21 protein-coding genes, 2 tRNA genes and 1 pseudogene are annotated in these 24,776 nt (G+C 59.9%); 2 read left to right on the top strand and 22 right to left on the bottom strand.

From position 1 onward, the window contains the following. The 16 genes and pseudogenes from DBO86_RS26975 to DBO86_RS25070 all read right to left on the bottom strand — a co-directional run. Nucleotides 1-202: IS66 family transposase (locus DBO86_RS26975; RefSeq protein WP_482764211.1), on the bottom strand; the 202-nt coding region annotated here is incomplete at its 3' end. A 133-nt stretch (nucleotides 203-335) separates the two neighbouring features. Beyond that, the gene (pnp, locus tag DBO86_RS25140) at nucleotides 336-2,441 is read right to left on the bottom strand and encodes a polyribonucleotide nucleotidyltransferase (RefSeq protein WP_004424390.1); all 2,106 of its coding nucleotides are present in this window, start codon (nucleotides 2,439-2,441) and stop codon (nucleotides 336-338) included. Nucleotides 2,442-2,612: 171 nt separating this feature from the next. After that, nucleotides 2,613-2,882, bottom strand: a complete 270-nt coding sequence (rpsO, locus tag DBO86_RS25135) for a 30S ribosomal protein S15 (protein ID WP_074860168.1) — start codon at nucleotides 2,880-2,882, stop codon at nucleotides 2,613-2,615. Between the two features lie 170 nt (nucleotides 2,883-3,052). After that, entirely contained in the window at nucleotides 3,053-3,973 is a 921-nt protein-coding gene (gene truB, locus DBO86_RS25130) for a tRNA pseudouridine(55) synthase TruB (RefSeq protein ID WP_108235188.1), read from the bottom strand. Nucleotides 3,974-3,975: 2 nt separating this feature from the next. Continuing rightward, nucleotides 3,976-4,365, bottom strand: coding sequence for a 30S ribosome-binding factor RbfA (gene rbfA, locus DBO86_RS25125; RefSeq protein WP_013716991.1), 390 nt, complete (start codon nucleotides 4,363-4,365; stop codon nucleotides 3,976-3,978). A 111-nt stretch (nucleotides 4,366-4,476) separates the two neighbouring features. Continuing rightward, nucleotides 4,477-6,966, bottom strand: coding sequence for a translation initiation factor IF-2 (infB, locus tag DBO86_RS25120; RefSeq protein WP_108235187.1), 2,490 nt, complete (start codon nucleotides 6,964-6,966; stop codon nucleotides 4,477-4,479). A gap of 27 nt (nucleotides 6,967-6,993) precedes the next feature. Beyond that, on the bottom strand, nucleotides 6,994-8,475 hold the full coding sequence (gene nusA, locus DBO86_RS25115; protein ID WP_104729468.1) for a transcription termination factor NusA: 1,482 nt from the start codon (nucleotides 8,473-8,475) through the stop codon (nucleotides 6,994-6,996). A 160-nt stretch (nucleotides 8,476-8,635) separates the two neighbouring features. Next, nucleotides 8,636-9,094 carry a ribosome maturation factor RimP gene (rimP, locus tag DBO86_RS25110; RefSeq protein ID WP_108235186.1) on the bottom strand — a complete coding sequence of 153 codons (459 nt, stop codon included), beginning with the start codon at nucleotides 9,092-9,094 and terminating at the stop codon, nucleotides 8,636-8,638. Nucleotides 9,095-9,223: 129 nt separating this feature from the next. After that, a tRNA-Met gene (locus tag DBO86_RS25105) sits at nucleotides 9,224-9,300 on the bottom strand. A gap of 97 nt (nucleotides 9,301-9,397) precedes the next feature. Further along, nucleotides 9,398-9,483, bottom strand: a tRNA-Leu gene (locus tag DBO86_RS25100). 7 nt (nucleotides 9,484-9,490) lie between these two features. Beyond that, nucleotides 9,491-9,868 carry a preprotein translocase subunit SecG gene (secG, locus tag DBO86_RS25095; protein ID WP_108235185.1) on the bottom strand — a complete coding sequence of 126 codons (378 nt, stop codon included), beginning with the start codon at nucleotides 9,866-9,868 and terminating at the stop codon, nucleotides 9,491-9,493. A 3-nt stretch (nucleotides 9,869-9,871) separates the two neighbouring features. Further along, nucleotides 9,872-10,627: a triose-phosphate isomerase gene (gene tpiA / locus DBO86_RS25090; protein ID WP_108235184.1), complete on the bottom strand. Its 756-nt coding sequence runs from the start codon at nucleotides 10,625-10,627 to the stop codon at nucleotides 9,872-9,874. 65 nt (nucleotides 10,628-10,692) lie between these two features. Then, nucleotides 10,693-12,030, bottom strand: coding sequence for a phosphoglucosamine mutase (gene glmM, locus DBO86_RS25085; RefSeq protein ID WP_108235183.1), 1,338 nt, complete (start codon nucleotides 12,028-12,030; stop codon nucleotides 10,693-10,695). 169 nt (nucleotides 12,031-12,199) lie between these two features. After that, nucleotides 12,200-13,051, bottom strand: a complete 852-nt coding sequence (gene folP / locus DBO86_RS25080; protein ID WP_108235182.1) for a dihydropteroate synthase — start codon at nucleotides 13,049-13,051, stop codon at nucleotides 12,200-12,202. An 8-nt stretch (nucleotides 13,052-13,059) separates the two neighbouring features. After that, a complete protein-coding gene (ftsH, locus tag DBO86_RS25075; RefSeq protein WP_108235181.1) occupies nucleotides 13,060-14,973 on the bottom strand; it encodes an ATP-dependent zinc metalloprotease FtsH in 1,914 nt (637 codons plus the stop codon). A gap of 172 nt (nucleotides 14,974-15,145) precedes the next feature. Beyond that, nucleotides 15,146-15,750, bottom strand: a pseudogene (locus tag DBO86_RS25070) (RlmE family RNA methyltransferase). Between the two features lie 90 nt (nucleotides 15,751-15,840). Here DBO86_RS25070 and yhbY point away from each other — a divergent pair. After that, nucleotides 15,841-16,152 (top strand): ribosome assembly RNA-binding protein YhbY, encoded by a 312-nt coding sequence (gene yhbY / locus DBO86_RS25065; protein WP_104729464.1) that lies wholly within the window; start codon nucleotides 15,841-15,843, stop codon nucleotides 16,150-16,152. Nucleotides 16,153-16,178: 26 nt separating this feature from the next. Here the strand turns inward: yhbY and DBO86_RS25060 are convergent, their stop codons facing one another. Genes DBO86_RS25060 through carA form a run of 4 tightly spaced genes read right to left on the bottom strand, consistent with a single transcriptional unit; the run spans nucleotide 16,179 to nucleotide 21,476 of the window. After that, on the bottom strand, nucleotides 16,179-16,619 hold the full coding sequence (locus DBO86_RS25060) for a hypothetical protein (protein ID WP_004424423.1): 441 nt from the start codon (nucleotides 16,617-16,619) through the stop codon (nucleotides 16,179-16,181). Continuing rightward, nucleotides 16,597-17,073 carry a transcription elongation factor GreA gene (gene greA, locus DBO86_RS25055; protein WP_074860149.1) on the bottom strand — a complete coding sequence of 159 codons (477 nt, stop codon included), beginning with the start codon at nucleotides 17,071-17,073 and terminating at the stop codon, nucleotides 16,597-16,599. The genes DBO86_RS25060 and greA overlap by 23 nt, the downstream gene beginning before the upstream one ends. Then, on the bottom strand, nucleotides 17,070-20,291 hold the full coding sequence (carB, locus tag DBO86_RS25050; RefSeq protein WP_108235180.1) for a carbamoyl-phosphate synthase large subunit: 3,222 nt from the start codon (nucleotides 20,289-20,291) through the stop codon (nucleotides 17,070-17,072). Before carB ends, greA begins: the two co-directional genes overlap by 4 nt. Nucleotides 20,292-20,327: 36 nt before the next feature. Continuing rightward, on the bottom strand, nucleotides 20,328-21,476 hold the full coding sequence (carA, locus tag DBO86_RS25045; protein WP_108235179.1) for a glutamine-hydrolyzing carbamoyl-phosphate synthase small subunit: 1,149 nt from the start codon (nucleotides 21,474-21,476) through the stop codon (nucleotides 20,328-20,330). Nucleotides 21,477-21,531: 55 nt separating this feature from the next. Between carA and DBO86_RS25040 the strand changes: the two genes are divergently transcribed. Continuing rightward, nucleotides 21,532-23,166, top strand: coding sequence for a DNA cytosine methyltransferase (locus DBO86_RS25040; RefSeq protein WP_208630567.1), 1,635 nt, complete (start codon nucleotides 21,532-21,534; stop codon nucleotides 23,164-23,166). A gap of 4 nt (nucleotides 23,167-23,170) precedes the next feature. Here DBO86_RS25040 and DBO86_RS25035 read toward each other — a convergent pair whose 3' ends face one another. Then, nucleotides 23,171-23,902, bottom strand: a complete 732-nt coding sequence (locus DBO86_RS25035) for a PmeII family type II restriction endonuclease (protein WP_108235177.1) — start codon at nucleotides 23,900-23,902, stop codon at nucleotides 23,171-23,173. Nucleotides 23,903-23,965: 63 nt separating this feature from the next. Continuing rightward, a complete protein-coding gene (gene dapB / locus DBO86_RS25030; RefSeq protein WP_108235176.1) occupies nucleotides 23,966-24,769 on the bottom strand; it encodes a 4-hydroxy-tetrahydrodipicolinate reductase in 804 nt (267 codons plus the stop codon). Between the last annotated feature and the right edge of the window lie 7 nt (nucleotides 24,770-24,776).

The raw sequence follows: 24,776 nt of genomic DNA, 5'->3' as shown, positions 1-24,776 counted from the left end.
CTGGCTCGGCGGCCGGCGCTTCGATCAGCTCTTCGACCTCGTTGAACATGGCCAACTGCGGTGAGTCGGCGTCTTCAGAGCTGCGCTCGGACTTGGGCGAGAACAGCTTGTGGCGCAGCAAGGCGTTCTCTTCCTGCAACTGCAGAATCAGAGCCTTGAGCAGGACGGGATCGTCGGGAAGGTTGTCGGCGCCAAATTTCATGGCGCCGGATTATACCGGCTCAGGTTACGAAGCGCGGCGTCAGTATCTGGTGCGGACGGTTGCGCGCCATGCCTGGCGCACCACAAAAAAGGGCTCCCGCAGGAGCCCTCTCGTTCGAACAGGCGAACCGTGCTTAGACGCCAGAGGCCTCGGCAGCAGCTACGTCCTTGATCGACAGTTTGATACGGCCGCGGTTGTCCACGTCCAGTACCAGTACCTTCACTTCCTGGCCTTCCTGCAGCACGTCGGTGACCTTCTCCACGCGCTGATCACTGAGCATGGAGATGTGCACCAGACCGTCCTTGCCCGGCAGGATGTTGACGAAGGCACCGAAGTCGACGATGCGCTCGACCTTGCCGACGTAGATCTTGCCGATCTCGGCTTCGGCAGTGATGGCCAGCACGCGCTGCTTGGCAGCCTCGGCCGCGTCCTTGGTTTCGCCGAAGATCTTGATCGAGCCGTCGTCTTCGATATCGATCGAAGCCTTGGTCTCTTCGCAGATGGCGCGGATGGTGGCACCACCCTTGCCGATGACGTCGCGGATCTTGTCCTGGTCGATCTTCATCGCAATCATGGTTGGCGCGTTAGCCGACAGCTCGCTGCGCGATTGGGCGATGACCTGGTTCATCTGACCAAGGATGTTCAGACGCGCTTCCAGCGCCTGCTCCAGCGCCTGCTCCATGATCTCTTCGGTGATGCCCTGGATCTTGATGTCCATCTGCAGCGCGGTAACACCCTTGGCGGTACCGGCTACTTTGAAGTCCATGTCGCCCAGGTGATCTTCGTCACCGAGGATGTCGGTCAGCACGGCGAATTTCTCACCTTCCAGTACCAGGCCCATGGCGATACCGGCAACCGGTGCCTTCATCGGCACACCGGCGTCCATCAGCGCCAGGGAAGCGCCGCACACCGAAGCCATGGAGGAAGAGCCGTTGGACTCGGTGATCTCCGACACCACACGGATGGTGTACGGGAACTCGTCGGCGCTCGGCAGCATGGCGGCAACGCCACGACGGGCGAGACGGCCGTGGCCGATTTCGCGGCGGCCAGTGGCGCCCATGCGACCACACTCACCCACCGAGTACGGCGGGAAGTTGTAGTGCAGCATGAAGGGGTCTTTCTTCTCGCCTTCGAGGGTGTCCAGCAGCTGTGCGTCGCGGGCGGTACCGAGGGTGGCAACCACCAGCGCCTGGGTTTCGCCACGGGTGAACAGCGCCGAGCCGTGGGTCTTGTCCAGTACCCCGACTTCGATATTCAGGCCACGTACGGTGCGGGTGTCACGACCATCGATACGCGGTTTGCCGTTAACGATGTTCTCGCGCACGGTGCGGTATTCGATCTCGCCGAAGGCTTCCTTGACTTCACCGGCAGTAGGCTGACCTTCTTCGCCGGAGAACTTGGCGACGACCTGATCGCGCAGCTCGCCCAGACGCGCATAGCGATCCTGCTTGACGGTGATGGTGTAGGCCTGGGAAATCGCCTCGCCGAATTCGCCACGGATGGCGTTCAGCAGAGCGGTGTTTTCCGGCTTCGGCTGCCAGTCCCAGGTCGGTTTTCCGGCTTCGGCAGCCAGCTCCGCGACAGCCTGGATGACCACCTGGAACTCCTCATGGGCAAACAGCACGGCGCCCAACATCTGGTCTTCGGTCAGCTCTTTGGCTTCCGACTCGACCATCAGCACGGCGTCCTTGGTACCGGCCACGACCATGTCCAGGCTGGAGGCCTTGAGCTGCTCGTAATTCGGGTTCAGCAGGTAGCCAGTTTCCGGATGGAAGGCGACGCGCGCGGCACCGATCGGGCCGTTGAACGGGATACCGGAGATGGCCAGAGCGGCCGAGGTACCGATCATCGCCGCGATGTCCGGATCGGTCTTCTTGCTGGTGGAAACCACGGTGCAGATGACCTGCACTTCGTTCTGGAAACCTTCCGGGAACAGCGGGCGGATCGGACGGTCGATCAGGCGCGAGGTCAGGGTTTCTTTCTCGGAAGGACGCGCTTCACGCTTGAAGAAACCGCCAGGGATCTTGCCGGCTGCGTAGGTCTTTTCCTGATAGTGAACGGAGAGCGGGAAGAAGCCCTTGCTCGGGTCGGCGCTCTTGGCGCCTACCACGGTGACCAGCACGCTGACGTCGTCATCGACAGTGACCAGCACGGCGCCGGAAGCCTGACGGGCGATACGGCCAGTCTCGAGGGTAACGGTCGACTGACCGAACTGGAATTTCTTGATTACCGGGTTCACGGTGTTTTCCTTCTCTTTGTTGCCTTGGGGGAAATTGGAAAGAAGCGCGGGAGTCGGACCCGGTGCATCCCTCGAAAAGCCAAAAGCTGGAAGCCCAGCGCCACGAGGTGAGGATCACTCCCCACTCGCGACGCCGAACTCCCAGCTTCCAACTTGTGCAGCTCGCGTCTATTAACGACGCAGGCCCAGGCGACCGATCAGGGCGCTGTAACGACTGGAGTCTTTACCCTTCAGGTAGTCCAGCAGCTTGCGGCGCTGGTTAACCATACGGATCAGACCACGACGGCTGTGGTGATCCTTACCGTTGGCCTTGAAGTGACCTTGCAGCTTGTTGATGTTGGCGGTCAGCAGGGCAACCTGCACTTCCGGGCTACCGGTATCGCCTTCAGCTTGCTTGTAGTCGTTAACGATCTGGGCTTTTTCTTCAACGCTGAGTGCCATGTTGGCTTCCTCTCATCTGGAAACTGCCGAAGCAGTCTCAATAGGCCGGAAATCGCTTCCCGTGTTTTAAAAAGAGGTATGACCGTGCCTACTAACAGCCACCCTCGCAGCACCTGATGACGACGTCGTCAGCATCAGGCTTTCAGCCTTCTCGGCCGAACCGTTCGGTGCTACGCACCGGTATAAATCAATCGACGCGGGGCGATACGCCCATCGTCACTCACTTCACCGATGCCGATGAAGCGACCATTGTGATCCTGCACCCGCACCATGCCGAACTTCGGTGCTTCCGTCGCTCGCACCGGCTGCCCTTGCAACCAGTAGAACGCACTGTGCTCGGAGAACTGCAGCAGCGGCCAGTCCTGCAGACCGCTATCGGCCGGTAGCAGGAAGCGATCCAGCGCCTCGTTACCACCTTCGGCGTGTGCAGCCTCCAGTTCTTCCAGCGTCACGGTACGCGCCAGATCGAACGGGCCGGCCTTGGTACGACGCAACTTGGCGACATGTGCACCGCAGCCGAGCAACTGGCCGAGGTCCTCGACCAGCGTACGAATATAGGTGCCTTTGCTGCAATCAACCGCCAGACGGGCCTGCTCGCCTTCGCAGGCCAGCAGTTCCAGGCGCGCAATAGTAACAGAACGCGCTTCGCGCTCCACTACTTCACCCGCACGAGCCAGCTTGTAGAGTGGCTGACCATCCTTCTTCAAGGCCGAGTACATTGGTGGTATCTGTTTGATTTCACCGCGAAAACGCGGCAACAGCGCCTCAATCTCGGCGCGACCGACGGTCACCGGGCGCCGCTCGATAACATCGCCTTCGGCATCACCAGTGGTGGTAGTGACGCCCAACTGAGCGACGGTCTCGTAGCCCTTGTCAGCGTCGAGCAGATACTGAGAAAACTTGGTCGCCTCACCGAAACACAGCGGCAGCACACCGGTGGCCAACGGGTCGAGGCTACCGGTGTGACCGGCCTTCTCGGCATTGAGCAGCCAACGCACCTTTTGCAGGGCTGCGTTGGAAGTGAAGCCGCGCGGCTTGTCGAGCAAGATGATGCCATCGACCTTGCGGCGAATACGTTTGACCTGCGCCACGCTTAACCCTCGCTGCCGTCCTGATGCTTGCGGTCTTCCGCCACCGCGCGCTCGATCAGCGCCGACAGCTCGGCGCCGCGACGAATGCTGGCGTCGTACTGGAAGTGCAATTGCGGGATGGTGCGCACTTTCATCGACTTGCCCAGCAGCATGCGCAAGTAACCAGCTGCCTCGCCGAGGATCTCCAGGTTGAGCTTGATCTGCTCGGCATCGTCGTCCTTGCCCATCACGGTGATGAACACCTTGGCATGGGAAAGGTCGCGACTCACGTCGACCGCAGTGATGGTTACCAGACCCAGGCGTGGGTCCTTGATCTCGCGCTGGATCAGCACTGCCAACTCACGCTGCATCTGATCACCGATACGCTGGGTACGGCTGTAATCTTTGGCCATTTCTTAGTTACCTTTCCTTCGTCTGCAGCCTAGCCGGCAGCGGACGTAAAAGCGGCAAACGCCCGGCCGCGCTTGAGCGGGGCCGGGCGTTGCATGATCGGGATGTCGCGCTTACAGGCTGCGCGCCACCTGGACCTTCTCGAACACTTCGATCTTGTCGCCGACCTTGACGTCGTTGTAGCTCTTCACGCCGATACCGCACTCCATGCCGTTGCGCACTTCGGCAACGTCGTCCTTGAAGCGACGCAGCGATTCCAGCTCGCCTTCGAAGATCACCACGTCCTCGCGCAGTACGCGGATCGGACGGTTGCGGTAGACGGTGCCCTCGATGACCATGCAGCCAGCGACAGCGCCGAACTTCGGCGAACGGAACACATCACGCACTTCGGCGGTGCCCAGGATGTTCTCGCGAACATCGCTGCCGAGCATACCGGTGAGCGCCTTCTTGACGTCTTCGATGATGTCGTAGATGACGTTGTAGTAGCGCATGTCCAGGCCTTCGGCCTCGACGATCTTGCGCGCACCAGCGTCAGCACGGACGTTGAAGCCGAACAGCACGGCATTGGAAGCCAGCGCCAGGTTGGCATCGGACTCGGTGATACCACCGACGCCGCCACCGACCACACGCACTTGCACTTCGTCGTTGCCCAGGGTGCTGAGCGAGCCTTGCAGGGCTTCCAGAGAACCACGAACGTCGGCCTTGAGGACGATGTTGAGGGTCTTCTTCTCTTCCTGGCCCATGTTCTCGAAGATGTTTTCCAGCTTGCCGGCGTGAGCACGGGCGAGCTTGACCTCGCGGAACTTGCCCTGGCGGAACAGCGCAACTTCGCGGGCCTTCTTCTCGTCGGCCACCACCATCATCTCGTCACCGGCATCCGGCGTACCGTCCAGGCCGAGAATCTCGACCGGAATCGACGGACCGGCTTCCTTGATCGACTTGCCGTTCTCGTCGAGCATGGCACGCACGCGGCCGTAGTTGACGCCGACCAGAACCATGTCGCCCTGACGCAGGGTACCGTCCTGAACCAGCACGGTAGCCACCGGGCCACGGCCCTTGTCCAGACGCGATTCGACCACCACACCACGACCCGGAGCCGACGGCGTGGCTTTCAGCTCGAGCACTTCAGCCTGCAGCAGCACGGCTTCGAGCAACTCGTCGATACCGGTACCCATCTTCGCCGAGACATGTACGTAAGGTGCATCGCCGCCCCACTCTTCCGGGATCACGTCGAGCGCGGCCAGGCCGTTCTTGATGTTGTCCGGGTTGGCGTCGGGCTTGTCGATCTTGTTCACCGCGACCACGATCGGCACGCCGGCTGCTTTCGCATGCTGTACGGCTTCCTGAGTTTGCGGCATCACGCCGTCGTCAGCAGCGACGACCAGAATGACGATATCGGTGGCCTTGGCACCACGCGCACGCATCGCGGTGAACGCGGCGTGACCGGGGGTGTCGAGGAAGGTGACCATGCCGCGCTCGGTTTCGACGTGGTAGGCACCGATATGCTGGGTGATGCCACCCGCTTCACCGGAAGCCACCTTGGCGCGACGAATGTAGTCGAGCAGCGAGGTCTTACCGTGGTCAACGTGACCCATTACGGTCACAACCGGAGCACGGGATACGGCTTCACCTTCGAACTTCAGCGACTCGGCCAGGGAATCTTCCAGGGCGGTATCGCTGACCAGCTTGACCTTGTGGCCCAGCTCTTCGGCGACCAGCTGGGCAGTTTCCTGATCCAGTACTTGGTTGATGGTGGCAGGCGAGCCCATCTTGAACATGAACTTGATGACTTCAGCGGCCTTCACCGACATCTGCTGGGCCAGTTCGCCCACGGTGATGGTCTCGCCAATCGACACTTCACGCACCACCGGACCGGCCGGAGCCTGGAAGCCGTGCTGGTTGCGCTTCTTCATCTTGGCCTTGCCGCGACCACCACGACGGAAGCCGTCGCTCTCTTCGTCGACACTGCGCGGTGCGACGCGCGGAGCCGGTGCCTTTTCCTTGAGGGTCGGACGGTGCTGCGCGTGCTTGCGATCACGACGCTCGTCTTCGTCGCTACGCGCCTTCTCGGGACGGCGCACTTCTTCTTTCTTGCGCTCGGCGTCGACAACCGGTGCAGCAGCGACCACAGGTTCGCTGGCCGGGGCCGGAGCAGCAGCGGGTGCAGGGGCTTCGGTAGCGGCGGCGGCGGCCTGACGCTTGGCCTCTTCTTCGGCCTTGCGCTTGGCTTCTTCCTCGGCTTTCAGACGCTCGGCCTCGGCAGCTGCCTGCTGAGCTTCCAGCTCACGCTGCTTCTCGGCCTCGAGCTCTTCCGGGCTGCGCTTGACGAAGGTCTTCTTCTTGCGCACTTCAACGCTGATGGTCTTGCTGCCAGCAACCTTGAGGGTGCTGGTGGTCTTGCGCTGCAAGGTAATCTTGCGCGGTTCTTCGACCTTGTCGCCGTGACTGCTCTTGAGATGGGCCAGCAAGGCCTGCTTCTCACTATCGGTCACTACCTGTTCGGCACTGCTGTGGGACAGCCCAGCTTCACGCATCTGCTGCAGCAGGCGTTCCACCGGAGTGTCGACCACTTGGGCCAGTTCTTTCACCGTGACTTGCGTCATGCATCTTTCTCCTCAGGCCGCAACCGCTTATTCGAACCAGTGGGCTCGAGCGGCCATGATCAGCTTGCCGGCACGTTCTTCGTCGATGCCGTCGATGTCGAGCAGGTCGTCGATCGACTGCTCGGCCAGGTCTTCACGGGTAATCACGCCGCGCAGCGCGAGCTCGAGAGCCAGCGCCTTGTCCATGCCTTCCAGTTCCAGCAGATCATCTGCCGGATGGGCATCGGCCAACTTCTCCTCGTTGGCGATCGCCTTGGTCAGCAGACGATCCTTAGCCCGTGCACGTAGCTCATTGACGATCTCCTCGTCGAAGCCGTCGATACTGAGCATTTCTTCCATGGGTACGTAGGCAATCTCTTCGAGACTGGTGAAACCCTCTTCGACCAGGACTTGAGCCAGTTCTTCGTCGACTTCCAGCTCGTCGATGAAGGACTGCATGATGTCGCCGGTTTCTGCCTGTTGCTTGGCCTGGATATCCGCTTCGGTCATCACGTTCAGCGTCCAGCCAGTCAGCTGACTGGCCAGGCGCACGTTCTGACCGCCACGACCGATGGCCTGCGCCAGGTTGTCTTCGGCGACGGCGATGTCCATGGCATGGGCATCTTCATCGACGATGATCGCAGCCACTTCAGCCGGCGACATGGCATTGATCACGAACTGTGCGGGGTTGTCGTCCCACAGCACGATATCCACACGCTCACCACCCAGTTCGCCGGAAACGGCCTGGACACGCGAACCGCGCATGCCGATGCAGGCGCCTTGCGGGTCGATACGTTTGTCCTTGGAGCGTACGGCGATCTTAGCGCGCGAACCCGGATCACGGGAGGCAGCCTTGACGTCGATCAGCCCTTCGGCGATTTCCGGTACTTCGATGCGGAAAAGCTCGATCAACATTTCCGGCGCGGTACGCGACAGGATCAGTTGCGGGCCGCGGTTCTCGGTACGAATTTCCTTGAGCAGGGCACGCAGACGCACACCCACGCGGAAAGTCTCGCGCGGGATGATGTCTTCACGGGCCAGCAGCGCCTCGGCGTTGTTGCCCAGGTCGACGATGACGTTGTCGCGGGTGACCTTCTTCACGGTGCCGGAGACGATCTCACCCAGCCGCTCGCGGTAGGCGTCTACCACTTGAGCACGCTCAGCCTCGCGCACTTTCTGCACGATGACCTGCTTGGCGGTTTGCGCGGCGATGCGACCGAACTCGATGGAATCGACCTTCTCTTCGAGCACGTCACCGATCTTGGCGTTGGCCTCAACGGCCTGCGGCATGTCCTCGGTCACCTGATAGGCCGGGTCCTCGAACTCGGACTCATCGACCACGGTCCAGCGGCGAAAAGTTTCGTAACTACCGTTCTGACGATTGATCGACACACGCAGATCGACCTCATCCTCGAAACGTTTCTTGGTCGCGGTCGCCAGAGCCAGCTCCAGCGCCTCGAAAATCACGCCGGCCGGTACACCCTTCTCGTTGGATACCGACTCAACAACCAGCAGTACTTCTTTGCTCATCGTACGCCTCGCCTTTCGCAATCCATTGGTTCTGCACAGTCCGCGTCACGCTTACGCCATCGGCGCCAAAATACGTGCGCTACCGCGCTACCTTCGCGCCATCTGTGTCGCTCGAACTGCACAGAAGGTCGACAGCCCGGCAGCGACGCAGATCCGCATTTCAATCAAATCGGGGGATGATATTGGCCTTGTCGATCAGGTCGATCGGCAACAGATACTCGTGGTCATCCACCTGCACTACCACGTCCTGCTCCTCCACACCGCGAAGAAGGCCCTGGAAGTTACGACGCCCGTCGAAAGGCGAACGCAGCTTGACCTTCACCTGCTCACCGACATGCGCCGCAAATTGCTCAAGAGTGAACAACGGACGATCCATGCCAGGAGAAGAAACTTCCAGTGTGTACTCCGAGGTAATCGGATCCTCGACATCGAGTACACCACTGAGCTGACGGCTGACGATTTCACAATCGTCGATCAGGATGCCATCGGCTTTATCGATATAGACACGCAGCAGCGAATGACGCCCCTGCGACAGGAACTCGATGCCCCAACATTGGTAACCGAGTGCCTCGATTACTGGGGCCAACAAGGCCTGCAACTGTTCTAGCTTGCTCGACACTTAACGGCCCTCGTGCATGCTGTGCAAATAAAAAATGGGCGAAACGCCCATCCCATCAATCCGCCGTAAATACCAACGGACACTGTCTTTCAGCTAACAAAAAGCCCCTGAAAAGGGGCCTGCTGAAACTGGTTGCGGGGGCAGGATTTGAACCTACGACCTTCGGGTTATGAGCCCGACGAGCTACCAGACTGCTCCACCCCGCGTCAAAGCTGGGCCGGAATTATACGGCCACCCCCTGGCAAGGGTCAACCAAACACTCCAGCAACAAGAAAGCCCGCGAACTGCGGGCTTTCTTGAGTATGGTACCGAGGAGGGGACTCGAACCCCTACAGCCTATGGCCACTACCACCTCAAGGTAGCGTGTCTACCAATTCCACCACCTCGGCAAAACTGTTACTGCCCTGGAGCCTCCGGCACATCCGAAGCATCGGATGCTGGAGCTTGCTCTTCGAGCACCGGCACATCTTCGACAGCCGGTTTTTGTTGAACTTCCAGAACCGCTGGATCTGGCAGACCAACTTGAGTCAGTGCATCAGCTTTTTCTTTAGCAAAGTACGCTAAACCCAAGCTGGTAATGAAAAAAGCCGCGGCAAGTATACCAGTAAACTTACTCAGAAAGGTAGAGGAACCTTGGCTTCCGAATACAGTTGCCGAAGCACCCGAACCGAACGACGCACCCGCGTCAGCGCCTTTACCCTGCTGCAACAGCACCAGCACTACAATCCCGATCGCACCCAGCAGGTGCAGAACAACAATGACTGTTTCCAGCATTCTTCAGTTTCCTGCAGCGCGACAGATCGCACCGAATTCATCCGCATTCAGAGAGGCTCCACCCACGAGCCCCCCATCGATATCTCGCATGCCGAACAACTCGGCAGCACTGGCGGCCTTCACACTGCCACCATAAAGAATTCTCAGCCCGCTCGCGACACCAGCATCGAGCTGCGCAACTTGCGCACGGATTGCTGCGTGCACTTCCTGAGCCTGCTCAGGCGTAGCGGTCAACCCTGTACCAATGGCCCAGACAGGCTCATAGGCAACTACGGCATTCTTTAGCGCTTCGACACCCAGGGCATCGATCACTGCGGCCAACTGGCCACCCACTACACCCAGCGTTTTATTCGCTTCACGCTGCTCGCGGGTCTCTCCCACACAGAGCACGGGAGTCAAACCTGCAGCCTGTACCGCTGCAAACTTGCGCACGACCACCTCGTCACTTTCACCCAGAATCAGGCGACGCTCGGAGTGACCAACAAGCACCAGCTCACAACCGCCGTCGACTAACTGACTAACCGCCAGCTCACCAGTCAAGGCGCCCTGCTCTACTTGTGCCGCACAATCCTGCGCTCCAACCTTCACCGCTTTACCATTCAGGCCTTCGACGACCTGAACGATATGCAGACTGGAGGGAAACACCGCAACATCGACATCAGCAGGCAGTACCTGCTGACGTACACCTTCGATCAGCTCTGCGACGCTTGCGCGGGTACCGTGCATTTTCCAGTTACCAGCGACCAAGGGGCGACGCATGTTTTACCTCGTCGATCAAAGAGGGCGCAGATTTTACCCAAGAGCACCCTCGGTAGCAAGCGCAATCAAGCACAGACTTCGGCAACAATCTTAGCCAATTCATCGGCATAGCCGCGAACCGAGCTTTCCTCGTCACCTTCGACCATCACCCGCACCAGCGGCTCGGTGCCGGACTTGCGCAGCAGCACTCGACCACGCCCAGCCATGCTCTCGGTCACCCGCGCGCAGGCTTCCTTCACCGACGGATGCTCGAGCGGATCGACAGCACCAGAGAACCGCACATTGACCAGCACCTGCGGACACTTCTTCAGATCGCTACGCGCATCAACCAGGCTCTGACCGCGGCGCTTGAGCGCCATCAACACCTGCAGAGCCGCAATAATCGCATCGCCAGTCGTGGTGTGCTGGAAGCACACCAGGTGCCCGGAATTCTCGCCACCGAGCTGCCAGTTGCGCGCCAGCAATTCAGCGATCACATAACGATCACCGACATTGGCACGAATGAATGGGATGTTCAGATCAGCCAGAGCCAGTTCCAGCCCGAGATTGCTCATCAGCGTGCCGACCACACCACCACGCAGCCGCCCACGCTCCTGCAGATCACGCGCAATGATGAACAACAGCTCATCACCATCGACCACCGCACCATATTGGTCGACCATCAGCACACGATCAGCATCGCCATCGAAGGCGATACCCAGATCAGCCTGCTGTGCGACCACTTCAGCCTGCAGCGCGGCAATGTGCGTGGAACCGCAACCGTCGTTGATATTCAGCCCGTCGGGCTGCGCCGAAATCACCCGAACCTCCGCACCCAGCTCGCGAAACACGCTAGGCGCGACCTTGTAGGCAGCGCCATGGGCGCAATCGATGACGATCTTCATGCCTTTGAAGCTGGTACCACTGGGCACACTACCCTTGCAGAACTCGATGTAGCGACCGGAGGCATCGTTGATCCGCGAAGCCTTACCGATCCCGGCAGATTCGACCACGGTCATCGGCTGATCGAGCAGCTCTTCGATCATCGCCTCGACATCATCGGGCAACTTGGTGCCCTCACTGGAGAAGAACTTGATGCCATTGTCGTCATGCGGATTGTGCGAGGCACTGATGACGATACCGGCATCAGCTTGGAAGGTACGGGTCAGATAGGCAATTGCAGGCGTCGGCATCGGACCGAGCAGTTGCACGTCCGCACCCGCGGCAGCCAGACCAGCCTCCAGCGCGGACTCGAACATGTAGCCGGAAATGCGCGTATCCTTACCGATCAGGATGCGGCACTTGCCCTGTTTGCGAAACGCCATGCCAGCCGCCCAACCGAGCTTGAGCATGAAATCCGGAGTAATGGGAAACTGGCCAACACGACCACGAATGCCGTCGGTGCCGAAGTACTTTCTAGCCATAACGCTTTCCTTGTTAGCAGGCTATTGAAAACTACCTGCGTTATCTGGCCGTCATTTAAAACAGCCTCAAAATGCTCATTTACAACACGTAAAGTCGAGCGCGGCTCCGAGCGTTTCTCGGCTGTTTTTGCCTAGCCCAGACCGCCTCGCCTACGTTTTCATAAGCCCGCTATTGTGCCGCTTCAACCGCAGCGATCATGCGCACCACGTCCACCGTTTCGGCGACATCGTGCACACGCAGAATATGTGCGCCTTTGGTCAAGGCCAGAGCAGCCAATGCCAGACTACCGTAGAGACGACCACCAACCTCGTGACCAAGCACCTTGCCGATCATGCTCTTGCGTGACACACCAACCAGCAAGGGCCGCCCCAACGCAGAGAGCTCACTCATGCGCTTGAACAGGGCGAGATTGTGCTCCAGGGTTTTGGCAAATCCAAAGCCCGGATCGAGCAGGATCCGCTCAGCGGGAATACCGGCTGTCGCGCAGATGGCCATGCGCTCGACGAGAAAATCACGTACCTCAGCGACGATATCCGGATACTGCGGATCATCCTGCATGTTCCCGGGCTCGCCGCGCATATGCATCAGACACACCGGCAAACCAGTATCTGCCGCCGCATCCAGAGCACCATCACGCTGCAACGAACGCACATCATTGATCAGCCCCGCGCCCAGCCTTGCACTCTCGCGCATGACTGCGGGCGTCGAGGTGTCCACGGAAATGATCACGTCGAGTTCACGGGCGATAGCTTCGACCACCGGCGCAACCCGCTCCAGCTCTTCGGTCGGAGAAACGGCCCGGGCGCCCGGGCGGGTGGATTCACCACCGATATCGATCAGCGTCGCACCCGCGGCGACCATCTGCTCGGCGTGACGCAATGCAGCATCGCGCGCCGTAAAGCGCCCACCGTCAGAGAAAGAATCCGGAGTGACATTGAGGATGCCCATCACCTGCGGACGGGACAAATCAAGAAGCCGGCTACCACAGGGTAGCCGGCTCGGGTGTTGCGCTTGAGACATATGAAACCTTAGTGCTCGGCCGCCGGCCCACCAATGGGCTTTTCAGAACGATCTGGCTCGTCGACCTTGGCCTGCGGAGCACCGGAGTCACCGCCACCATCCCAGCCGCGCGGCTCACGAGGCTCGCGACCATTCATGATGTCGTCGATCTGCTCGGCATCGATGGTTTCGTACTTCATCAGTGCTTCGGCCATGGCATCGAGCTTGTCACGGTTCTCTACCAGCAGTTTCTTGGCCGTGGCGTAGCATTCATCGATGATGCGACGCACTTCTTCATCGATCTGCCTGGCAGTCTCGCCGGAAACGTTGCTGGCCTGGCTGCCCATGCTGCGACCGAGGAAGACTTCACCCTCTTCTTCCGCATACATCAGCGGGCCCAGCTTCTCCGACAACCCCCACTTGGTGACCATGTTCTTGGCCAACTGCGTGGCACGCATGATGTCGTTGGAGGCACCGGTGGTAACGCCATCGAAACCAAGGGTCATTTCTTCGGCAATACGACCACCGAACAGCGAGCAGATCTGGCTGGTCAGCGCGCGCTTGCTCAGGCTGTAACGATCTTCTTCCGGCAGGAACATGGTCACGCCCAAGGCACGACCACGCGGAATGATGGACACCTTGTAAACCGGATCATGCTCAGGCACCAGGCGACCGACGATGGCGTGACCCGCCTCGTGGTAAGCGGTGTTGAGCTTCTCCTTGTCGGACATGACCATGGTCTTGCGCTCAGCGCCCATCATGATCTTGTCTTTGGCCAGTTCGAACTCTTTCATCTCGACCAGACGCTTGCCTGCACGCGCGGCGAACAGCGAGGCTTCGTTGACCAGGTTGGCCAGGTCAGCACCGGAGAAGCCTGGAGTACCACGCGCAATGACCGCCGGATTAACGTCGTCCCCCATCGGCACCTTGCGCATGTGCACTTTCAGAATCTGCTCGCGACCGCGAATGTCCGGCAGACCAACGACCACCTGGCGGTCGAAACGGCCGGGACGCAGCAGAGCCGGATCCAGAACATCAGGGCGGTTGGTGGCAGCAATGACGATGATGCCATCGTTCATTTCAAAACCATCCATCTCCACCAGCAACTGGTTGAGGGTCTGCTCACGCTCGTCGTGACCGCCGCCCATGCCGGCGCCACGATGGCGACCAACGGCGTCGATCTCATCGATGAAGATAATGCACGGCGCGTGCTTCTTGGCCTGATCGAACATGTCGCGAACACGGCTGGCACCAACACCGACGAACATCTCAACGAAGTCGGAACCGGAAATGGTGAAGAACGGCACTTTCGCCTCGCCGGCCACGGCTTTGGCGAGCAAGGTCTTGCCGGTACCCGGCGAGCCAACCATCAGTACGCCACGCGGGATGCGACCGCCCAGGCGCTGGAACTTGCCCGGATCGCGGAGGAATTCCACCAGTTCGCTGACTTCTTCCTTGGCCTCGTCGCAACCGGCGACATCGGCGAAGGTGGTCTTGACCTGATCTTCGGAAAGCAGACGCGCCTTGGACTTGCCGAAGCTCATCGGCCCGCCCTTGCCACCAGCACCGCCCTGCATCTGGCGCATGAAGAACATGAATACGGCGATGATCACCAGAATCGGGAAGCTGGCGACCAGCAACTGAGTCCAGATGCTCTGCTGCTCAGGCTGCTTGCCTTCGATGACCACGTTGTTGTCGATCAAATCGCCGATCAGACCGCCGTCATGAATGGCCGGACGTATGGTCTTGAAGCCCTCGCCGTCGGTACGCTTGCCGGTGATCACATAACCATCGACGGTCACGCGCTCGACACGCCCCTCCTTCACTTGCTCGATGAATTGCGAGTAACTCAGGGTCTGCGGCTCGCTCGGACTGGAGAAGTTGTTCATCACGGTAACCAGCACCGCCGCGATGATCAGCCACAGGATCAGATTCTTTGCCATGTCGTTCAATTAGCTACCCTCTGAAGCAGGCCTCGTGGCGAAGCGAGCTTCCCATGACGACCAATGATATACCGACTAACTTACACCAAACGCCCGCGCCCCGCAGGCACCGTCTGTAACCCTTTATGAGGTTTCTGCAACTGAGACCGACAGGGCGGACACCAGTTTCAACTCACATCCCGCGAAAACCGCGCGCCAACAGGCACTGCTCGCGCGAGCGATCGCGCGACGACAACGGCTTGCGCATCTGCACCTTATCGAAGGTCTCACGCACCTGCTTGTGATACGCATCGAAACCTTCGCCGTGGAAAATCTTGATCAGGAAATCGCCACCCGGGCGTAGAACCCGCCCGGCCAGATCCAGCGCCAGCTCGCACAAGTACATCGCGCGCGCCTGCTCGGCAGTCCTTACCCCACTCATATTGGGGCCATATCGGAAATAACAAGGTCGACCGGATTTTCACCGATAGCCTCGAGAATCCGCACGAACACCGCGTCATCGGTGAAATCACCCTGAATAAAGGTAACGTCGGGAATGCTGTCCATCTCCAGGATATCGGAGGCGATCAGACGCCCTTTGTCGCCGATCACTCGACTGGTAACCTGCGACCAGCCACCCGGCGCGGCGCCGAGGTCGACCACAGTCATATCCTTCTCCTGGATTTCCAGCAGCTTGTAGCTGGCGCGCGAACGATAGCCGTCCTTCTGCGCCATCTTCACGCAAGGATCGTCGAAATGTTCTTTCAGCCAACGCTGGCTGGTCTTGGAACGTGCCACTGAAACCTCTGACTCAACGGATCATGAATAACTGCGCGGGCTCGGGTAAGATAAGCGCCGTTTTCCTGACCGAATTAGGTACTAATGATTATGCCGCTCACTCAAGAGCAGAAGAAACAATTCAAATCTATCGGCCACCACCTGAAACCTGTATTGATCGTGGCTGACAATGGGTTAACCGAGGGCGTGCTGGCCGAACTGGATCGCGCCCTGAACGATCACGAGTTGATCAAGGTACAACTGCGCCTCACCGAACGCGAGGATCGCCAGGCCGCCATCGCCGCCCTGTGCGTAAGCGGGCGTGCCGAACTGGTTCAGTCGATTGGCAAGGTCGCCCTGCTCTATCGCAAGAACCCCAAGCCCAATCGCAACCTGTCCAACGTGATTCGTTACCAGGGCTGACGGCTTCGTGCAGCGCCTGCCAGACGTCAGGCGCCGCGCAATTTACCCGGAACCGGTTGCAGTACCAGCAACAGACCGCAAAAGGCCATCACCAAGTAACTGAATCGCAGCCAGCGCTCGGCATCGGGCCAGTAACGCAGCACAGCGAAGTAGCTCAGGGCCATGGCCGCAACGGTCAGCAGTAGTTGCCCACGTATATCCCGCAACAGACTCGACAGACCTTCACTGCGCAGCAAGGCAAAAGCCTGCAGCGCAACGCATACCGCTGTCAGACCGACCAGTAGCGGCACCAGCCGCGTGGCTATCTCCTGCACCAGCAGAGGCGCCAGACCGCTTTGGCCGATGGCCGGCAGAATGACGAACTGCAACAACCACAAGCCGCCGACCCAGAGAGTCTGGGCCAGCTGCCAGCTAACGGCAGCGGCCCGCGACGGTTGTTGCGGTTTAGATATGACGGACTTCGACAATCTCGTACTCGATCAGGCCACTGGGGGTCTGCACTGCCACCACATCGCCCTCATTCTTGCCGATCAGGGCACGAGCGATAGGCGAACCGACAGAAATCTTGCCCTGCTTGATGTCGGCTTCGTCCTCGCCAACGATCTGGTAGGTCACGCTTTCGTCGGTGTCGACGTTGGCGATTTCCACCGTGGTGCCGAAGATCACCTTGCCGGTGTGCTCGATGGTAGTGACATCGATGATCACCGCGTTCTGCAGACGACCCTCGATATCACGCACACGCGCCTCGACCATGCCCTGCTCTTCACGCGCGGCGTGGTATTCGGCGTTTTCCTTGAGATCGCCCAGCTCGCGCGCCTCGGCAATCGCCTGACTCAGTGCGGGGCGACGCACCTTGGTCAGGTGCGCCAGCTCTTCTTCCAGGGCGCGAGCACCCTGGACGGTCATGGGGTACTTGTTCATGCCTTGATTCCTGCATGCAGATCCTGCAGCCGACGCACGGTCTTCTCGGGACCGAACTTGAGCGCTTCACAGACCGCCTGACCCGCCGCGATGGTGGTGGTGCAGTAGATCTTGTGCTGCAGGGCGTTACGACGGATCGAGTAGGAGTCAGCGATGGACTGACGCCCCTCGGTGGTGTTGATGATCAGGGTGACCTCATCATTCTTGATCATGTCGACCACATGCGGACGACCTTCGGTCACCTTGTTCACCCGGCGCACCGGCAAACCGGCGGCTTCGATCACCTTGGCGGTACCGGCAGTGGCGACCACCTCGAAGCCCAGCGCTACCAGGTCACGCGCGACCTGAACGGCTTCCGGCTTGTCATCCTCACGTACGCTGATGAACGCACAACCGGAGTTCGGCAGAATCTCGCTGGCACCCAGTTGGGCCTTGGCGAAGGCTTCGCCGAAGGTGTCACCGACGCCCATTACCTCACCGGTGGATTTCATCTCTGGGCCGAGGATCGGGTCGACACCCGGGAACTTGGCGAAGGGGAACACCGCTTCCTTGACGCTGAAGAACGGCGGGATGATTTCCTTGCTGTAACCGGCCTCGGCCAGGCTCTTGCCGGCCATGACGCGCGCAGCGACCTTGGCCAGCGACTCGCCAACGCACTTGGAGACGAACGGCACGGTACGCGAGGCGCGCGGGTTCACTTCGATGACGTAGATGTCTTCGCCCTGTACGGCCATCTGCACGTTCATCAGGCCAACCACGCCGAGCTCCAGGGCCATTTTCTTGACCTGCTCGCGAATCTCGTCCTGGATGTGCATCGGCAGCGAGTACGGCGGCAGCGAGCAGGCAGAGTCACCGGAGTGCACGCCAGCCTGTTCGATGTGCTGCATGATCGCACCGATCACCACGGTCTCGCCGTCGCACACCGCATCCACGTCCACCTCGATGGCGCAGTTGAGGAAGCGATCGAGCAGCACCGGGCTGTCGTTGGACACTTTCACCGCTTCGCGCATGTAGCGCTTGAGCTCTTCTTCCTGATAGACGATTTCCATCGCGCGGCCGCCCAGTACGTAGGACGGACGCACCACCATCGGGTAGCCGATGTTCTTCGACAGAGCCAGGGCTTCATCTTCGCTGCGCGCAGTGGCGTTGGCCGGCTGACGCAGGTTCAGGCGCTGCACCATCTGCTGGAAGCGCTCGCGGTCTTCGGCGCGGTCGATGGCCTCGGGGCTGGTGCCGATGATCGGTACGCCTGCTTCCTCCAGGGCGCGGCAGATCTTCAGCGGGGTCTGGCCACCGTACTGGACGATCACGCCTTTCGGCTGTTCGACGCGGACGATTTCCAAGACGTCTTCCAGGGTCACCGGCTCGAAGTACAGGCGGTCGGAGGTGTCGTAGTCGGTGGACACGGTTTCCGGGTTGCAGTTGACCATGATGGTCTCGTAACCGTCTTCACGCATGGCCAGCGCCGCGTGTACACAGCAGTAGTCGAACTCGATGCCCTGGCCGATACGGTTGGGGCCGCCACCGAGGATCATGATCTTGTCGCGACCACTCGGGTTGGCCTCGCACTCTTCCTCGTAGGTGGAGTACATGTAGGCGGTGTCGGTGGCGAATTCGGCGGCACAGGTGTCCACACGCTTGTACACCGGCAGCACTTTCAGCTTGTGGCGATGGGCACGCAGGCTCTTCTCGGAAACGCCCAGCAGCTTGGCCAGACGCGCATCGGAGAAGCCCTTGCGCTTGAGTTTGAACATCAGGTCGTAGTCGATAGCCGACAGACCGAGAGTCTGCACGGTGGCTTCGTCCTTGATCAGATCTTCGATCTGCACCAGGAACCACTCGTCGATACGGGTCAGCTCGAACACTTCGGCCACGGTCTTGCCGGCGCGGAAAGCATCGGCCACGTACCAGATGCGGTCGGCGCTGGGCACGGTCAGCTCGCGACGCAGGGTGCTCTCGGCTTCCGGGTCGTTGAGGTCGAGCTTCGGATCGAAGCCGGCAACGCCGACTTCCAGGCCGCGCAGGGCTTTCTGCATGGATTCCTGGAAGGTACGGCCGATGGCCATGACTTCACCGACGGATTTCATCTGGGTGGTCAGGCGGGCGTCAGCCTTGGGGAATTTCTCGAAGGCGAAGCGCGGAACCTTGGTTACCACATAGTCGATGGCCGGCTCGAACGACGCCGGGGTACGACCGCCGGTAATGTCGTTGCTCAGCTCGTCGAGGGTGTAACCGACAGCCAGCTTGGCGGCGATCTTGGCGATCGGGAAGCCGGTGGCCTTGGAGGCCAGCGCCGAGCTGCGCGATACACGCGGGTTCATTTCGATCACAACCATGCGACCAGTGTTCGGGCAGATGCCGAACTGCACGTTGGAACCGCCGGTTTCCACACCGATCTCGCGCAGTACCGCCAGCGAGGCGTTACGCAGGATCTGGTATTCCTTGTCGGTCAGGGTCTGAGCTGGTGCGACGGTGATCGAGTCACCGGTGTGCACGCCCATCGGATCGAAGTTCTCGATGGAGCAGACGATGATGCAGTTGTCCTTCTTGTCGCGGACCACCTCCATCTCGTATTCCTTCCAGCCGATCAACGATTCGTCGATCAGCAGCTCGTTGGTCGGCGATAGATCCAGACCACGGGCGCAGATTTCCTCGAACTCTTCACGGTTGTAGGCGATGCCGCCGCCGGTGCCACCCATGGTGAAGCTCGGGCGGATGATGCAGGGGAAACCCACCATCTCCAACACGCCGTAGGCTTCTTCCATGCTGTGGGCAATGCCCGAACGCGGGCAGGCCAGGCCGATATCCTTCATCGCCTTGTCGAAACGCGAGCGGTCTTCAGCCTTGTCGATAGTGTCGGCGTTGGCACCGATCATCTCGACGCCGAACTTTTCCAGCACGCCATGACGCTCCAGATCCAGCGCGCAGTTCAGCGCGGTCTGGCCGCCCATGGTCGGCAGCAGGGCGTCCGGGCGCTCCTTCTCGATGATCTTGGCCACGGTGGCCCACTTGATCGGCTCGATGTAGGTGGCGTCGGCCATCGACGGGTCGGTCATGATGGTGGCCGGGTTGGAGTTCACCAGAATGACGCGGAAACCTTCTTCCTTCAGCGCCTTGCACGCCTGGGCGCCGGAGTAGTCGAACTCACAGGCCTGGCCGATGACGATGGGGCCGGCACCGAGGATCAGGATGCTTTTGATGTCTGTACGTTTTGGCATTTTCTTACTCTCGAATCCTTGGGTCAGTCGGCAGGCTTAGCGGCGCTTGGCCATGGCTTCGATGAAGCGGTCGAACAATGGAGCCACATCGTGCGGGCCGGGGCTGGCCTCGGGGTGACCCTGGAAGCTGAAAGCGTCCTTGTCGGTACGCTCGATGCCCTGCAGGGTGCCGTCGAACAGCGACTTGTGGATCGGCCGCACATTGCTCGGCAGGCTGCTCTCGTCCACGGCAAAACCGTGGTTCTGGCTGGTGATCATCACCACGCCAGTGTCGAGATCCTGTACCGGGTGGTTGGCGCCGTGGTGGCCGTGGCCCATCTTCAGGGTCTTGGCGCCGGAGGCCAGGGCCAGCAGTTGGTGGCCGAGGCAGATGCCGAACACCGGAATATCAGTCTCGAGAATTTCCTTGATCGCCTTGATCGCGTAGTCGCACGGCTCAGGATCGCCCGGACCGTTGGAGAGGAACACACCATCGGGATTCAGGGCCAGCACGTCACTGGCCGGAGTCTGTGCCGGTACCACGGTCAGGCGGCAGCCACGAGCAACCAGCATGCGCAGGATGTTCAGCTTGACGCCGTAGTCATAGGCAACCACGTGGTACGGCAGCTCGGCAGCAGCGACTTCCGGGTGGCTGTCGTTTTCCAGATTCCACACGCTGGAGCGCCATTCGTATGGCTTGTCGCAGGTGACTTCCTTGGCCAGATCCATGCCCTTGAGGCCGGGGAAGCTGCGCGCCAGTTCCAGGGCCTTTTCTTCGGTGGCATCGTCACCGACCAGAATGCAGCCGTTCTGCGAGCCTTTCTCACGCAGGATGCGGGTCAGGCGACGCGTGTCGATACCGGCGATGGCGACGGTGCCATTTTCCTTCAGGTACTCATCGAGCGGTTGCTTGTCGCGCCAGTTGCTGGAAATCAGCGGCAGGTCGCGAATGATCAGGCCAGCGGCCCAGACGCGGTTGGACTCGGCATCTTCCGGCGTGGTGCCGGTGTTGCCGATGTGCGGGTAAGTCAGGGTAACGATCTGCTGGGCATAGGATGGATCGGTAAGGATTTCCTGATAGCCGGTCATGGCGGTGTTGAACACCACCTCTCCGATCGTCTGGCCATCGGCCCCGATGGAATCGCCGCGAAAAATGCTGCCGTCAGCAAGGGCCAAAATGGCAGGTTTGGGGGCTGGCTTAGTCAAGAAGACCTCCGTCTCGATCAAGGCTTGAAGCAAACGCAGGTTGTAAAAAAGCGGGATGACGTGTGAAGGTCATCCCGCTTTTTTATTTGAACCATTCTGCGTAACTTTTAGTGGACACACTAAAACAGGAAGCCTACAGGAAAACCCTCGAAATCGAAAGGCGCAAAGACCAAAAAGGCTTTCACTCCCACCATGGTTTTCCCAGCTCAGGGTTGACAGCTACAAGATGCCGGGAAACCATTGGTACCTCCTGCAGGTTTCGTATGAGAAACCCCACGTGAGTACCAAGCTCAGCATCGAAGAAGCGGCGCGCCAGCTTCAGATAAGCCCGCAGCGCACCCGAACGCTCTGCAGAACCCAACTGCTTGACGCAGAGCGAGTCGGCAAGACCTGGATAATCGACCCGCAAAGCGTGACCCAATACGGATTGAAAACAGCACACATGATTGCAGAGGATCATCCTGCCTATCACGCGCCCAAGCGCGACAAGAACGCCCCCATCGCCCTGAGCTTCTTTTCCGGCGCCATGGGGCTTGATCTGGGCATGGAAAAGGCCGGTTTCGATATCCGCCTGGCCTGCGAGTTCGACAAATACTGCCGCCAGACCATCGCCCTGAATCGCCCCAATACGGCGCTGTTAGGCGACATCAATACCTGCACGGCCGAGCAGGTGATCGAGGCTGCCGGCGTTTCTCGTGAAGAAATCGACGTCATTATCGGTGGCCCTCCCTGCCAAGCGTTCAGCACCGCAGGAAAGCGCAAAGCGTTTAATGACGAGCGCGGCAATGCTTTCTTGAAGTTTATCGACCTGGCCCTGGAGGTCAGGCCACCCTACATTGTGATCGAGAACGTGCGCGGCCTGCTGTCTTGCCCGATGGATCACCGTCCGCATGATCAACGTGGCCCGGACTTCCCGGATCTTTCCCTAGACGAGATGAAAGGCGGCGCACTCAACTTCGTGCTGAGCAAATTGAGCAACGCCGGCTACGCCAGCTCGTTCAACCTTTACAACTCGGCCAACTTCGGCACCCCGCAAATTCGTGAGCGCGTCATAATCATCTGCTCACGGGACGGGAAAACAGCGCCATTTCTCACCCCAACGCATAGCGAAGATGGTGCCTTGGGGTTACCAACCTGGCGCACCGTACGCCAAGCACTTGAAGGGCTCAACAACCATCACCACCTTAGCTTCCCGGAAAAGCGCTTGCGCTTCTACCGCCTGCTCAAAGCTGGACAGAACTGGCGTGATCTTGCCCCGGATCTGCAGCGCGAAGCGCTAGGCAAATCCTTCTTCTCAGGAGGCGGCAAGACCGGCTTTTTGCGCCGCCTTGCCTGGGACAAGCCATCACCGACACTGGTGACGCACCCCGCCATGCCGGCAACGGATCTGGCGCATCCGGAAGCGGATCGCCCGCTGTCGATCGAGGAATACAAACGAATCCAGGAGTTTCCAGATGACTGGCAACTGGCTGGCCCACTCATTCAACAATACAAGCAGGTCGGCAATGCCGTACCGATCAGTCTGGGCCATGCCGTCGGAAAACTGCTACGAGACCTGCTTGCAGGCAAGGCGCAGGAAGCGCCACGCAGTTTCCGCTTCTCGCGCTACCAGGCCACCTGCCATGACGAATGGCGCAAGGCGTTCGAGCAACAACGGCGCAAGACCCAGCTCGAACTGGCAATTGGCTGAAACCTCAGGCCTCTGAATTGAAACGCAGCAGGCGCGTCCAGTCGATGGCACCCTGCTCGTCGCAAAATTCAAGGGTAAATTCACGGGTAAATTTGTTGATCATCTGCCCGTAGTTTTCGGCGAACTCGTCATTGCGCTCGCGCGCCTTGAAGCCCAGCGGCTCGATCAGCTGAACATAAAGCTGATCGTCACCCGAGATAAACGACCAGAAACGTTGGCCGCAGTACTTGTAGTAGCTGCCTTTGTCCGGGTTGTTGTCGCGACCATAACAGCAGCCATTGACGGCCACCACCTGCAACCCCGAGTTCCCCGTTCGCAAGGTGCGCTGCGCTGTCAGAAAATTGGTCTTCATCTGACCGATCTGGGAGCTATTACCCCAGTTCGGACCAGACTTGATAGCCACGATATAGCGCCTTCCGTCCCGGTCGAACTCGAGGTCAACACCGGTGATCCCGGACTTCCAGCCACCATAGACCTGGCCATTGATAAAAATGGCTAGCCCTTCGAGCCAGTCACCGAAAAGAGTCTCCTCATTGGAGGAGATATGCGCATCCACGATACCGCGAATGATCTGTTCAGCAGTCAGTACATGCTTGGCCCTATACATATAGGGATTCTTGCGCTTCAGGACATCCTTGAGTTTCAGGCGCCCCAGACTGGCAATACGCTTCTCATGAAAAGAACCGATATTCAACTCGACGTAGCGGGCGACATCATCCAGCTTCAAAGGCGTCATCAGTAACCTACCCCACAACATCCATGCACGAGCGGGAGATCAATCTCCCGCACCCATATAGTCCTACCTCAGGCCCAACACGTCCTGCATGTCGTACAGAGCGGCATCACGCCCCCGTAGCCACAGCGCCGAACGCACCGCACCCTTGGCGAAGGTCATGCGGCTGGAGGCCTTGTGCGTGATTTCCACACGCTCGCCGTCAGCGGCGAACAGTACGGTGTGATCGCCCACCACATCGCCGGCACGTACGGTGGCGAAGCCGATGGTTTCACGCTCACGCGCGCCGGTCTGGCCTTCACGGCCGTACACGGCAACCTTGTGCAGATCGCGCCCCAGCGCATCGGCCACCACTTCGCCCATGCGCAGCGCAGTGCCGGACGGCGCATCGACCTTATGCCGGTGGTGAGCTTCGATGATCTCGATATCCACGTCGTCGCCCAGCACACGGGCGGCGGTATCCAGCAGCTTCAGGCACAGGTTGACGCCCACGCTGTAGTTGGCGGCGAAGACAATGGGAATCTGCTTGGCAGCCTCATTCAGCAGCTGTTTTTCCTCAGGAGAGAAACCTGTGGTACCGATGACCATGGCCTTGCCGGCCTGACGGCAGACTTCCAGGTTCTTCAGGGTTACCGAGGGGTGGGTGAAGTCGATCAGCACGTCGAAATCGGCAACCACCGACGCCAGATCACCAACCAGCTTCACGCCAATCTTGCCCAGACCGGCCAGCTCACCGGCGTCGGCGCCGATCAGGCTGCTGTCGGGACGATCGATGGCGGCCTTGAGCGCGGCGCCCTCGGCCTGCTGTACGGCTTCGATCAGAATCTTGCCCATGCGCCCGGCGGCGCCCATTACTGCGATACGTTGCATAGCAATT

Source organism: Ectopseudomonas oleovorans, assembly GCF_003052605.1.
Lineage (GTDB): Bacteria > Pseudomonadota > Gammaproteobacteria > Pseudomonadales > Pseudomonadaceae > Aquipseudomonas > Aquipseudomonas oleovorans_A.
This window is presented reverse-complemented; position numbering and strand designations above follow the sequence as displayed.